The following is a 13501-nucleotide window of genomic DNA, read 5'->3' on the forward strand; positions in this document are numbered from 1 at the left end:
GGCGGCGGCACCCTGTGGAAGGCCATGGCTAGAAAAGACCTGCGCCTTTGCTCCCCTCATTACGCCCGATCCCGACAGGGACCCGAAGGCCGGGGGGCGGCGAGGTGCCTCCGCCCTAGTTGAGTTGCCCACGCCTCCATTCGGCCCCGGCCGTGTCCAGCCCGTGCTGCATCAACTCGATCGCGGCCTCTTCGCCGAAGTGCCGTTGGAGGATGGCAGCTGCCGCGCTCATGAGGACGGACGCTGCCCGAGCCGGTTCGTCGGTTCGGTCTAGAGCTCGCTGCAATAGGTCTTTCGCAATCGTCTCGTGCTCGATGTTCATCGGTCATCTCCGTCGATAGTTGGGTCAGCCGCGCCGGGCTCGAGGTTGAAGGTGCTGCCATCAGCACGGCACCGCATAGCCATGCCAAACTTGCGCATGTTCCGATTGAAGGCCGCGATGTCCGAGGCGGGTATGCGATCGTCCTCAGGTGCAACGTCAGCGACCACTCGCTCCCAAGGCCTCGCGCTCTGGTCCGGCCTGGATCGCCCCTCGATGACCATCGCCATTGCCTCGAGGCGGTAGGTCTCTTCCCGTCTGGTCGCGACCATCGGGTCGGCAATGGCCCGTATCTGGCCCACGGCTGGCATGAAGCCATGTTCGGAACGCTTGATCGCCTCGTCGATGGCGTACGCCAGCACGTCATGGGGCAGATCCCAGAGCAGCCGGCCGGTCTCCTGCAGCCATGCAGCGGCGCGGTCAGGATCCTTCTCGTGACCGTGTGCCATTGCCATGCTGGAGAGCCGTTTCTTCAGCCAGTCGCGGTGGCACGGCGCCAGCGACGCGCGATAGACCCGTGCACCTTCGACAACCTGCCGGCGTTCCTCGCTCGATACGATCGAGAACATCGCATCGGCAGCGTTCCATGGCGTGCTGCGGAAGCGGTTGTCAGCCAAAGTCGACGCGATCGTGGGCGGCAAGGACGGCGTCGCCGACGGCGTGGTGATTTGCCGGCGATCGTCGAGTCGAGCGAGATTGTTCATTTTGGGGATCCTTGATTGGGAAGAGGCCGAGCCAAAGCTCGCGCGTCGATTGGTCGAGGACATCGCCAGGCGGATGGCCTGCGTCGGCAAGCTTCCGAAGGTGCTCAATGCTGAGGGCGAGCGCGCGGCTGGTTGGTTTCGCGCCCTTCGTCCGGCGCATCTCCAGCCAGCCCTCCCAAGCTTCCACGGGGATCCAGTCTGGCAGCTTCACCACTGGTGGAGAAACCGGCGCGGATCGCGCAGCCCTCTTCGGAGAAGACGAAGTCTTCGAAGAAGATTGGTTGTTCTTGGCTATTAGGGTGTCAGTGGGACGGGTATTGGCGTCATCTGCGACGGGCGTCGCCGTGACGGGCGTCACACTGACGCCCGTCACACTGACGGGTTTGGGATCACCCAAGATCGGGTGGACGGTATAGATTGCGGTATCGTGCCGGCGTTGGCGCTGAGTGATATGCCCAGCTTCGACGAGCCGGCGGATTGCGCGCTGAACCGTCCGCTCCGACTTGCCGAGTTTCACGACGAGGTGCGCTATCGATGGCCACGCCTTGCCCTCGTTTGCCATGAACGCCAGGCGAACCAGCACCGCGCGCTCATGCTCGTCGAGCCCGGCAACGTCGTAAGCATCACGGATGAGATCGAAACCGTCTCTCACAAATCGGCTTTCCGCGCGATGCGAGACACGGCAGCCGGTCTACGGCCAAGCTCAGACCCGATAGCGCTACCGATCGTCGTGATCGAAATTGCAGACGAAAACGGGTTGATGTAAAGTGGGGTGAACCTCTCGCCAGCCAGCCTGTGGTTTTTAGCCCTCGCAGCGGTTCGAGCCGCCGCGGGGGCTTTTACTTTTCGGCTCGGTGGCGCCCCCGAAAGGTTAGCCAATTTGGTCGGGACGCTGAGGGAGAAAACCATAGCAGAGCTTCCAGTTAGCCTGCTTAAGTCATTGTAATCCGCGCAAGGTTGATGCCCTCACGGGGCATCCAGCGACCCTCTGAAATCGTCGTGCGCTACCGATGGTGATCGTCGATTGCCGTATGCTGCGCGATTGGGGAGGGGGGCCGTTTCGATTGCGCCGTCGCGAATCTCGCTTGCGGCTGGTCGGCGAACCGCTCCGCGCGAGCCATGACGACATTGCGCTCTTGATCGGGGCGGCGGGCTCCGTGGTTGATATTTGGGCGGGCGATGTCGCACCCGACGATAGCTAGCGCTGACGAGCCGTCAGCCATGCTGGGCGCATGCGAAGCGTCGGCTGCTTGAGTTATTCGCTACGCGTTGAGGTATGGCATTTCGCGTCAAATCTGACGGCGGACCGCGGTCATGATCTATCGGACGCGCTTCGGCGCTGGTTACGTTGAACCACCCGCCGCGCGGGCATGGATGGGCGCTGCTACGCGTTCAGGCTGACGCGTGAGTAATGCGCATCCGCAAACGACCATCCGCGGAAATGCCGCTGCCGAATCTCAGATTCGGTGGTCGTGTATCACATTCGGTTTGTCACGGGTCCGAAACGACTCGGCGTGGATCCGTGGGGCGATCAATGAAGGACGACGAAGCCGATCGCGATTGCCCAACAGGCGGACGACATCGACAATAGTACCAAGGCGCCCTTTGCCTTGCGCGCGTCCCAGGTCGAGCTCAAATGCATCATCTCTCTCCAGCGGCGATTAGCGCCGTCTTGGTAAAAATGTTCTATTGTGAGACAAACATCAAGATATTTTTAGTCATAAAACCGTAACGGCGCGCGATTGTTGTCGCGCCTCGGCGGCACCCGAGTTCGGCACGCCCGCGGAATGGGCAAAAGACGGTTTCGTGGGCGGAAAAACCGGCGGGATATCTGGGTCGAAATCCGCGGTGCCGGGCACGCGAAAGGCCCCGCAATACCGGCGAGACAGTGCGAGCGGCCAAATCGCGATGCGCGTTTGCGCCAAGCCTAAACAGGTTTCACTCTAGTTCGCGATGGGCAGGCGTCAGCGCCCCTGCGCGGTGACGCGACCCGACCACGTGCGTGACCGGGTCGCTGCGGCGATCAGCGACCGACCGCGATGTATTTGAAGCCGGCGGTCTCGACGACCTCGCGCGGATAGATGTTGCGGAGATCGATCAGGATCGGCTCCGACAGCAATGCCTTGACGCGCTTAAGGTCGAGCGCGCGGAACGCGTCCCATTCGGTGACGATCACGAGCGCATCGGCGCCTTCGATCGTCGCATAGGTGTCGGTCTTGAAATCGACGTTCTGGAGCAGCTTGGCAGCCTGTTCCATGCCCTCGGGATCATAGGCCTGAACGCGCGCGCCGGCGTCCTGGAGCAGCTGGATCACCGCGATGGCGGGGCTGTCGCGCATGTCGTCGGTATTCGGCTTGAACGTCAACCCGAGCACCGCGACGGTCTTGCCGCGGACGTCCTCGCCCATCGCGGCGATGACCTTGCGACCCATCGCGCGCTTGCGGTTTTCGTTGACCGCGACCACCGCCTCGACGATCCGCTGCGGCGCTTCGTAGTCCTGGCTCGTCTTGAGCAGGGCGAGCGTATCCTTGGGGAAGCACGAGCCGCCATAGCCCGGACCCGCGTTGAGGAACTTCGACCCGATCCGCTTGTCCAGACCGATTCCGCGCGCGACCTCCTGGACGTCGGCGCCGACCTTTTCGCACAGGTCGGCGATCTCGTTGATGAAGGTGATCTTGGTCGCGAGGAACGCGTTGCCGGCATATTTGGTCAGCTCCGCACCGCGGCGCGACATCTCGATCACCGGCGAGCTGTTGAGGCTCAGCGGGCGATAGATTTCGCGCATCACGGCCATTGCACGCTCGTCGTGGCCGCCGATGACGACTCGGTCGGGGCGCTTGAAGTCGTCGATAGCGGCGCCCTCGCGGAGGAATTCGGGGTTCGAGACCACTGCGAATTCCGCCGCCGGGTTGTTCTCGCGCAGGATCCGCTCGACCTCGTCGCCGGTGCCGACCGGAACGGTCGACTTGGTGATGACGACGGTGAAGCCGCTCACTGCTGTCGCAACTTCGGCGGCGGCGGCAAAGACATAGCCGAGATCGGCATGGCCATCGCCGCGCCGCGACGGCGTGCCGACCGCGATGAACACCGCCTCGGCGCCCTTGACGCCTTCGGTCAGGTCGGTGGTGAAGCCGAGACGACCCGCCTTGACGTTGGTCTCGACCAATGCCTGGAGGCCTGGCTCGAAGATCGGGATGCGACCCGCGTGCAATGCGTCGATCTTGCTCTCGTCCTTGTCGACGCAAATGACGTCATGACCGAAGTCGGCGAAGCAAGCCCCCGACACGAGTCCGACATATCCCGTTCCGATTACTGCGATCCGCATGGTCGTTTACTCACATCTTGCGAAGCCCGCGCACGGGCGGGCAATCTATGCTGCAAGGCAGCGTGTAGACTGTGCTGGTGCCGCGTCCGGCCGATTTTGGCAAGTGGCGCACAGGGTTCCGTCGTCCGCATGGCGCTGTTCGACGCGTTGCTGCAGCGCGAAACGTTTTTGTAAATATAATACGGTTAATCGGAATTTAACGGCCTTGCTTAGGGTTGGTTGCAGGACTTTCTGCGATTGCACGAGTGACGTCATGGAGATGCAAACCGTGCCCACCACACCCGCTTCCGCTACATCCTTCCTGTCCACGCTGGGCGTCAACGCGCATTCCGGGAACGCCAACAACGCGTACGGCAATGCGAGCTTGACGATCAACAGCCTGAATTATCTCGGCATCGGCACCGTGCGCGACACGTTGCCCGGGTCCGGGATCGGTAACGCCGTCGTCAACGCGATGGCGGCGGCGGGCGTCAAATTCGACTTCGTCACGTCGTCGGCGCTGCCCGCGACGGGGGCGTCGGGGTTGGCGAGCTATGTCGCGACGCTGGCGGATTTCCAAACACGGCATGCCGGCAGCATCGTCGCGGTCGAGGGCTTGAACGAGGTCAACACGCAGCCGTTCAGCTATAACGGCAGCGGATCGCTGGCGGCAGCGGTCGATTACCAGAAGGCGCTGTATACCGCGGTCAAGGGCAGCACCGGCCTGTCCGGCGTGTCGGTCATCAACCTGTCGGTCGCGCTGGAAAGCCCGTCGGCCTATGCGGCGATCGGCGATCTCGGCGCGTATTCCGATTATGCCAACGCGCATGCCTATACCGCGTCGGGCAGCACCTCCGACAAGGTCATGGAGGCGTCGATGGCGCGCGCGGGCGCGGCGTCGAAGGGCGACAAGGTGGTCATCACCGAAACCGGTTATACCACGTTGTCGAGCGACCCCGGCCTCGGCGTCAACGAAAGTGCGCAGGCCAAGCTGACGGTCAATGCGCTGCTCACCGCGTTCGAGAACGGATCGAGCCAGACCTTCCTGTACGAGCTGTTCGACAGCAGCCTCGATCCGAGCGGTGCGGAAAAGGAATTCCACTTCGGCCTGTTCAACGCGGATGGGACGCCCAAGATGGCGGCGACCGCGGTCCACAACCTGACCAGCCTGCTGTCCTATGTCGATGCCGGCACCGGCACGGCCGCGTCTGCCGCGACCGCCTATTCGCTGAGTGGCATGCCCGCGGACGGCCATTCGATGACGCTGACCAAGGCCAATGGTGCCTACGACATCCTGCTGTGGCGCGACGCCAATCTGTGGAACACCGCGACCCAGTCCGAAACGACGCTGGCGGCGAAGACCGTGACGGTCGATCTCGGCGGCCTGCAGAAGACGGTCTACGTCTATGATCCGCTGAAGGGCAGCACGCCGATCGCGACCTATACCAACGTCAGCCAGATCACGCTGGCGGTCGGCGATCACGCGCTGGTCGTCGAAGTGGGGTCGAAATCGGCCTATACCGATACGGCGACGGCGATTCCGGCGGCGTTGAGCACGACTGCCGACGGCCTCGTCGCGCAGATCGACAAGCTGGCGGCGTCGACCGGGCTGCAGACGATCGCGTTGAGCGACAGCGCGGTGCTGAGCGTCGCATCGGTATCGACGATGCGGTACATGATCGCGAACTACGGTTCGACGCTCGCGAAGGTGTCGGGCGGCTATTCGTTCCTGGTCACGCAGACCGGCGATGGCTGGAAGGAAGACCAGTCGTTCGACGCGAAGGGCGTCCTCGTGTCGACCGCCGACTACGGCTATGTCGGCGGCGTCGTCTCTAACATCCACACCGAATTCGCGGGTGGCGTGGTCAGCGATCAGAGCTTCACCACCGGCAAGCTGTCGGCGACGATCGTCAACGATCCGAAACTCGGTCGCACGGTCACTAGCTACGACATCACGACCGGCAAGCCGACGACGATGACCGTGACCAACATCGACGGCAGCAGTGCGGCGACGGTGTACAAGAACGGGATCGTCTCCACCTACACGGCGATCGCGGCGAACGGCGCCAGGATCACCGACACCTTCGATGCGACCGGCGCGCGGGTCAGCGAAGTGCAGGTCGACACCGGCAACGTGTGGACGACGTTGCAATATGACGCGACCGGCGCGGTCGCGCGCAAGTTCGTCCAGCGCCCCGACGGCAGCAGCGAGAGCTATGGCTATAATCTGACCGGCCTCGCCTATGCGACCGAGCATCAGGTGATGAACGCCAAGGGCGTGGTGACTCTGGTCGAACGGTCGCGCGCCGACGGCACGCTGGTGACCACCGCCCAGGTCCTGGCCGATGGCGGCAAGGTCTCGAGCAGCTTCGGACCCAAGGGTCAGTTGCTGACCAGGGTCACGAATGCGGCGGACGGCACGATGACCTCGCTGACCTACGACGCGACCACGGCCAAGCTGGCGTCCAGCGTCGTGCAGACGTCGGCCGGCGCGACGACGACGATCAACTATGTCGCAGGCGTGATGTCCGATCGCACGCTGGTCCGCGCCGATGCCAGCCGCACGGCCGAAACCTTCGACACGACCGGGATGAAGACGCGGCAGGTCGATGTCGACACCGCCAAGACCTACACCACGCAGGTCTTCGACGCGACGACGGGCAAGCCGCAGCGGACCTATGTGCAATATGCCGACGGTCGCAGCATCGTCACCAGCTACAACGTCACCGGCAAATCCTACGTCACCGAGACGCAGACCACCGACAAGGCGGGCAAGGTCGTGTCGGTCGTGCGCAGCCATGCCGACGGCACGCCCGATTATACCGACTCGTATGCGAGCGACGGGGTCCGGACGACGATCGCCTATGACGCCACCGGGCACAGGCTCAACCAGACCATCACCGCGGTCAGCGGCGCGCGGGTGATCACGACCTACGATACGGCGACCGGCGGACTGAAGAGCCGCATCGAGCAGGCCGCCAACGGCGCGATCATCAGCAACCAGACCTACAGCGGCGGCGGTCTGGCGAACGAGGAGGTCGCGAGCGATCAGGGCAAGGTCAGCTACACCTATAACAGCGCGGGTGCGAAGCTCTCGCAGGTGCAGACCGCCACCGACGGTACCAAGACCACGACGCTGTACGACGCGACGACGGGGGCGGTCACGAAGGTCTATCTGGCTAATCCGGACGGCAGCAGCGAAACCCGCGCCTATGGCCTGACCGGGCTCGCCTGGACGACGGAAGTCCAGGTTGCCGACGCGGCGGGCAAGCTGGTGTCGCTCACCCGCAGCGCAGACGGTGGGCGGCTGGTGTCCACCGATATCGTCCAGGGCACCTCGCGGGTGACGACCGCCTACGACTCGCAGGGACGCCGCCAGACCGAGACGACGGCGACGGGCGACGTGACCAAGGACGGTACGCGGACGATACTGACCTATGATCCGGCGAGCGCGACATTGGTGTCTCGCGTGTTTCAGTCGGCGGCCGGCGGGACGGTCACGACCAGCTTCAAGGCCGGGATCGTCGCACAGATCGTCTCGGTCCTGCCCGACGGCAGCCGTTCGACGATGACCTATGACGCCGCCGGCAAGAAGACCAACGAAGTGACGGTCGATGCCGCCGGGACCTGGACCACGACGGTGCTCGACGCCACGGGTGCGGCGTCGAGGCGCTATATCCAGAACGCCGACGGCAGCGGCGAAACGCAGCTGTTCGGTATCACCGGCCAGGCCTGGACCACCCAGCGCAGCGTGTTCGACGCCAAGGGCAAGGTCACGCTGGTGGTGCGCAGCCACGCCGATGGCAGCGCGGCGTATCAGGAGGCGAATGCCGCCGACGGATCGCGTCTGCTCCAGACCTACGACGCGACCGGCAAGCTCGTTCAGTCGGTGACGATCGCGGTCGGTGGCGAAACGCATACGCAACAGTTCGATGCGACCACCGGGCTGATCACCCGCGATATCGGCCAGCTGGTCAATGGCGACGTCGCGACCTCGCTCTACACCGACGGGAAACTCGCCAGCCGTCGTACGCAACTCGCGGCGGGCGGCAGGATCGTCGAGGCGTACAACACCGACGGATCACGCACCGCGGACACCTATACCGCTGCCGGACTCCGCACGACGGCCGTCGTCGTCGATGCGGCGGGCACCTGGAGCACGACCCTGTATGACGCGGCGGGCAAGCAGACGAGCAACTTCGTCGAACGCGCCGACGGCACCGCCGAGAACACGCTGTATAACCTCACGGGCAAATCCTACGTCACGCAGACGCAGCAGGTCGATGCGAAGGGCGCGGTCGTTTCGGTCGTGCGCACGCATGGCGACGGCACGCTCGACTACACCGAAACGCGCGATCCCGACGGCACCCGCACGCTGACCTATTATGATGCGAAGGGGCGGAAGACGCAGGCTGCGACGGTCAGTGGGAACACGACGCAGACCAGCGAGTACGACGCGGCGACCGGCAATTTGCTGACCCGCACCGAACAGGGCGGGGGCATCACGCACAGTCGCGGGTTCGACTCCGCCGGGCTGCTCACCAAGGACGTCACCGTTACCGCGACGGGGCAGTGGACGACCCTGCTGTACGATCAGTCGGGGGCAGTCACGCGCCGCTATGTAACGGCGCCGGACGGCTCGGCGGTCAACACCGTCTATATGCCCGCAGGCTCCGACTATGCGGTCGGCGTGATCAAGACCGATGCGACCGGCAAGACGATCTCGGTCGATCGCACCCGCGCCGACGGCAGCCGCGCCTATGCCGAGGTGAGCGACGCGACCGGCCAGACGCAGCAATATTTCGACGTCGCCGGGCGCGAGCAGGGCAAGGTCGTGACCGATGCAGCCGGGCGTACGACGATGAACTTCGATACCGCGAAGGATCAGCTCTACGCGAGCAAGACCGAGCTGACCGGCGGGGGCAGCATTGCCCGCACCTATACCGCGGGCGTCATGACCGGGCGTACGACGACCACCGCCGCGGGCGTTGCGACGACCGAGAACTTCGCCACCGCGGGCCATGCGATCGCCGATGCCCGGAGCGCGGCAAGTGGCTATGACGCGATCCTGGTCGGCGGTGCGGGCGGGGTCACCGGCTCGGTGGCGGACGAACTGTTGCTCGTCGATCGCAGCGGCGCGACCGTGGCGGGCGGCGGTGGCAACGATCGCTTCCTGGTCACACTCGGCACCTCGGCGACGATCGCCGACTTCGGTGCGGGCCACGACCTGCTCGATCTCTCGGCGTTCGCCAAATCGGGGTATCAGCCGATGATGGAGATTTCGGGTAGCGACCTTACCGTGAAATACGATCAGGGGGCGACGATCACGCTGACCGGGGCGGCGGCACACAAGCTCGTCCAGACCTCGGCGAGCAGCGGGGTTTACGCCTTCGGCTGACGCTTTGCGGCGCGCGTACCGGTTTAAGCGGTGAAGCGCGCCGCACCGCAACATCCGATTAGGATTTAGGGCTTAACCATAAACAACACCGAATCGGTTTTGTGGAAGATGTTATGACCCCAGTCCGTATTCCCGCCACTCGTGCGCCGGTCGTCCGTGTTCCTGCTGCGGGCCGGCCGGGCGCATGAAGTATCAGGCGATCCAGGACGATAGCGGGCTGGTCGCGCTGACCGCGCTGCTGGCGATCCACCGCATTGCGGTAGATTCCGATCAGTTGCGGCACGGTCTCGGCCATTTCCACTCGCTCGACGCCGATGCGCTCGTCCGGCTGGCGGGGGGCATCGACGGTGTCCGCGCCAAGACGCGGACCGCCAAGCCCGAGGATCTCGCCCGCCTGCCGCTGCCGGCGCTGGCGGATGGGCCCGAGGGCTGGTTCCTGATCGGCCGGATGCAGGGCGACGAGGTGCTGATCCAGCGCGCGCACCAGCCGGTCGAGAAGATCGACCTCGCGACGCTCGCGACCCTGTGGTCGGGCACGCTCGTCCTCGTCACCACGCGCGAGAGCGCGGCGCTGGCGAGCAAGGGGTTCGACTTCTCCTGGTTCATCCCGCAGATCGTCCGCTATCGCCGGCTGATCGGCGAGGTGTTGCTGATCACGCTGGCGCTCAACCTGCTCGGGCTCGCCGCGCCGTTGTTCTTCCAGAGCGTGGTCGACAAGGTGCTGGTCCACGGCACGCTGTCGACGCTGTCGGTGCTGACGATCGGCTTCGTCGCGGTGTCGTTCTGGGAAACCGCGTTCGGCTGGCTGCGCACGCGCCTGTATTCGGAAACGAGCCAGAAAATCGACGTCGAGCTCGGCGCGCGGCTGTTCCGGCACCTGCTGCGACTGCCGCTGAGCTATTTCGAATCGCGCCGCGTCGGCGACACCGCGATGCGCGTCCGCCAGCTCGAGACGATCCGCGAATTCCTCACCAACGCCTCGCTGACGGTGCTGATCGACCCGGTGTTCGCGGTCGTCTTCCTCGCGGTGATGGCGCTGTATTCGATCAAACTGTTCTTCGTCGCGGTGCTCGCGATCCCCGCCTATCTCGCGGTCGCGCTGCTCGTGACGGGGCCGCTGCGCAGCCGCCTCGACGACAAGTTCGAGCGGGGTGCCGCCAACAACGCATTGCTGGTCGAGAGCATCGCCGGGATCCAGACGGTCAAGGCCGCCGCGGTCGAGCCGCAGTGGCAGGACGCATGGGAGCGCCGGCTCGCGGGCTATTCCGCCGCCAACCAGCGCGTCATCGATCTGGGCAACACCGGCAACAACGCGATCCAGCTGATCTCGAAGCTCAACATGGCGGCGATCCTGTATTTCGGCGCGCAGGCGGTGATCGCGCACGACCTGACCGTCGGCGGGCTGGTCGCGTTCAACATGTTCGCACAGCGCGTCTCAGGGCCTGTGATCCGCATGGCGCAGCTCTGGCAGGAGTTCCAGCAGGTCCGGATCGCGGTCGAGCGGCTCGGCGACGTCCTCAACCACCGTGTCGAGCCGGGTGCCGGCAGCCAGACCGCGCTGCCCGCGATCCGCGGCAGCGTGACGTTCGAGAACGTCCGCTTCCGCTATGCCGACGACGGTCCGTGGACGCTCGACGACATCGACCTGGTCGTCCCGGCCGGCTCGACGCTCGGCATCGTCGGCTCGTCGGGCTCGGGCAAGTCGACGCTGACCAAGCTGCTCCAGCGGCTCTACGTCCCCGCCAATGGCCGCGTGCTGGTCGACGGCGTCGACGTCGCGCAGATCGATCCGGCGTGGCTGCGGCGACAGATCGGCGTCGTGCTGCAGGAGAACGTGCTGTTCAACCGCACGGTGCGCGAGAACATCGCGCTCGCCAACCCCGCGCTGCCGATCGACAAGGTCATGGCCGCCGCCGAGATGGCGGGCGCGCACGAGTTCATCAGCCGGATGCCGCAAGGCTATGACACGATGATCGAGGAGCGCGGCGCCAACCTGTCGGGTGGCCAGCGCCAGCGGCTCGCGATCGCCCGCGCGCTCGTCACGCAGCCGCGCATCCTGATCTTCGACGAGGCGACCTCCGCGCTCGATGCCGAGAGCGAGGAGATCATCCAGACCAACCTCAAGCAGATGGCGGTCGGCCGCACCGTCATCATCATCGCCCACCGGCTGTCCGCGATCCGCCAGTGCGACCGCATCGTCGCGCTCGAGAAGGGGCGTCTGGTCGAACAGGGCTCGCACGACGAGCTGCTCAGCCACGGCGGCCGCTATGCCGACCTCTACCGACGCCAGATGGGCGTCCTGTACGGAATCGCCTCATGACCGCGCTCACCCATCATCTGTCGCTCGTCCGTCGCGCCTGGATCGAGGATCGCGCGACGCGCCGCGACCGTCGCATCCCGCTCGAGACCGCGTTCCTGCCCGCCGCGCTCGAGGTGATCGAGCGCCCGGTGTCGCCGACCGCGCGGATCACCGCCTGGCTGCTGCTCGGCGGGATGGCGGCGAGTGGGCTGTGGCTGACGCTCGGCCATGTCGACATCGTCGCGACCGCCGAGGGGCGGACGATCCCCGCCGACAGCGTCAAGCTGGTCCAGTCGGTCAGCGGCGGGCTGGTCCGGCGGATCTGGGTGCATGACGGCGACGTCGTCAAGCGCGGCCAGCCGCTGGTCGATCTCGATCCCACCTTGTCCTCCGCCGACGAAGCGCAGGCGCGCCAGGCGCTGCTCACCGCCGAGATCGACGTCGCGCGCAACGCCGCGATCGTCGACGGGCTGAGCGGCGGGCGCGGCGTCTTCACGGCGCCGCCCGGCACGCCCGCCGACGTGCTCGACACGCAGCGCAGGCTGGTCGCGGCGCAACTCGGCAGCGCCCGCGCCGCCGATGCCGGGCTCGCCGCCGCGCGTCGCTCCGCGCTCGCCGATGCGGCAGGGGCGGGCGACCAGATGCGCGCGCTCGACGCCAACCGGCCGCTGATGGAGCGCCAGGTCAAGGCGATCGAGACGCTGGCGGCGCGCGGCTATGCCAGCGGGCTTCGTGTTCTCGACATGCAGCGCCAGCGGCACAGCGAGATGGGCAGCCGCGACGTCGCCGCGCAACAGCGCACGCGCGGGCTGTCGGAGGCGCAGCGGTTCGGCGAGGAACTCAACCATTCGCGCGAACAGGCGCGCCAGACCGCGCTCGGCGATCTCGCCAAGGCGCAGTCGGATGCGATGCAGCGTCGCCAGGATCTCGCCAAGGCCAGCCAGCAGAGCCGGATGCAGCGGCTGGTCGCGCCGGTCGACGGCACCGTCCAGCAGCTCGCGATCCACACCGTCGGCGGCGTCGTCGAGCCGGTCCGCACGCTGATGGTGGTGGTCCCCGACGGCAAGCTGACCGTCGAGGCCAAGCTGCTCAACCGCGATGCGGGCTTCGTCCACGCCGGCCAGCCGGTCGCGCTCAAGCTCGAGGCGTATCCGTTCACGCGGTTCGGCACCGTGCCGGGCCGGATCGTCTCGGTCAGCCGCGACGCGGTGCAGGACGAGAAGGGGCCGTCCTATTACATGGCGCGGATCGCGATGGATCAGCGCACCGTGACCGCTGACGGGCGTCAGATGGTCCTGACCCCCGGCCTCGCGGTGACCGCGGATATCCGCACCGGTCGCCGCCGCCTGCTCGATTACATGCTCGACCCGGTATCGCGCGATGTCTCCGAAGCGGCGCGAGAGCGGTAGGGGTGGGCGCATCCGAACCGGATGTGCCGCATCATCTTGCGCCCATGCTGCAAGATGACCTAGAGGGC

Annotated in this window: 7 protein-coding genes; 3 read left to right on the forward strand and 4 right to left on the reverse strand. The window is 65.7% G+C overall.

Annotated elements, in window-relative coordinates; genetic code table 11:
- Positions 1-115: 115 nt before the first annotated feature.
- The 4 genes from ASG20_RS14230 to ASG20_RS14255 all read right to left on the reverse strand — a co-directional run bounded on the left by ASG20_RS14230 (position 116) and on the right by ASG20_RS14255 (position 4348).
- Positions 116-322, reverse strand: coding sequence for a hypothetical protein (locus ASG20_RS14230; protein ID WP_056054020.1), 207 nt, complete (start codon positions 320-322; stop codon positions 116-118).
- Entirely contained in the window at positions 319-1023 is a 705-nt protein-coding gene (locus tag ASG20_RS14235; RefSeq protein ID WP_156364344.1) for a hypothetical protein, read from the reverse strand. The genes ASG20_RS14230 and ASG20_RS14235 overlap by 4 nt, the downstream gene beginning before the upstream one ends.
- The gene (locus ASG20_RS19100) at positions 929-1675 is read right to left on the reverse strand and encodes a helix-turn-helix domain-containing protein (protein ID WP_082470986.1); all 747 of its coding nucleotides are present in this window, start codon (positions 1673-1675) and stop codon (positions 929-931) included. The genes ASG20_RS14235 and ASG20_RS19100 overlap by 95 nt, the downstream gene beginning before the upstream one ends.
- A gap of 1371 nt (positions 1676-3046) precedes the next feature.
- Positions 3047-4348, reverse strand: coding sequence for a UDP-glucose dehydrogenase family protein (locus tag ASG20_RS14255; RefSeq protein ID WP_056054035.1), 1302 nt, complete (start codon positions 4346-4348; stop codon positions 3047-3049).
- 268 nt (positions 4349-4616) lie between these two features.
- Here ASG20_RS14255 and ASG20_RS14260 point away from each other — a divergent pair, with 268 nt between their 5' ends.
- From ASG20_RS14260 to ASG20_RS14270, 3 genes are all read left to right on the forward strand, one after another.
- A complete protein-coding gene (locus tag ASG20_RS14260; RefSeq protein WP_156364346.1) occupies positions 4617-9725 on the forward strand; it encodes a hypothetical protein in 5109 nt (1702 codons plus the stop codon).
- Between the two features lie 184 nt (positions 9726-9909).
- Complete coding sequence (locus ASG20_RS14265) at positions 9910-12045, forward strand: type I secretion system permease/ATPase (RefSeq protein WP_056054041.1); 2136 nt, start codon at positions 9910-9912, stop codon at positions 12043-12045.
- Entirely contained in the window at positions 12042-13433 is a 1392-nt protein-coding gene (locus ASG20_RS14270) for an HlyD family type I secretion periplasmic adaptor subunit (protein WP_056054043.1), read from the forward strand. Before ASG20_RS14265 ends, ASG20_RS14270 begins: the two co-directional genes overlap by 4 nt.
- The last annotated feature ends 68 nt before the right edge of the window (positions 13434-13501 follow it).

Source organism: Sphingomonas sp. Leaf198 (assembly GCF_001424005.1).
Taxonomy (GTDB): Bacteria; Pseudomonadota; Alphaproteobacteria; order Sphingomonadales; family Sphingomonadaceae; genus Sphingomonas.

Excerpts from the sequence above, each read along its gene's own strand:
- ASG20_RS14235 (WP_156364344.1), bottom strand. The coding sequence starts at position 1,023 with ATGAACAATCTCGCTCGACTCGACGATCGCCGGCAAATCACCACGCCG.
- ASG20_RS14255 (WP_056054035.1), bottom strand. The coding sequence starts at position 4,348 with ATGCGGATCGCAGTAATCGGAACGGGATATGTCGGACTCGTGTCGGGG.
- ASG20_RS14270 (WP_056054043.1), top strand. The coding sequence starts at position 12,042 with ATGACCGCGCTCACCCATCATCTGTCGCTCGTCCGTCGCGCCTGGATC.
- ASG20_RS14265 (WP_056054041.1), top strand. The coding sequence starts at position 9,910 with ATGAAGTATCAGGCGATCCAGGACGATAGCGGGCTGGTCGCGCTGACC.
- ASG20_RS14230 (WP_056054020.1), bottom strand. The coding sequence starts at position 322 with ATGAACATCGAGCACGAGACGATTGCGAAAGACCTATTGCAGCGAGCT.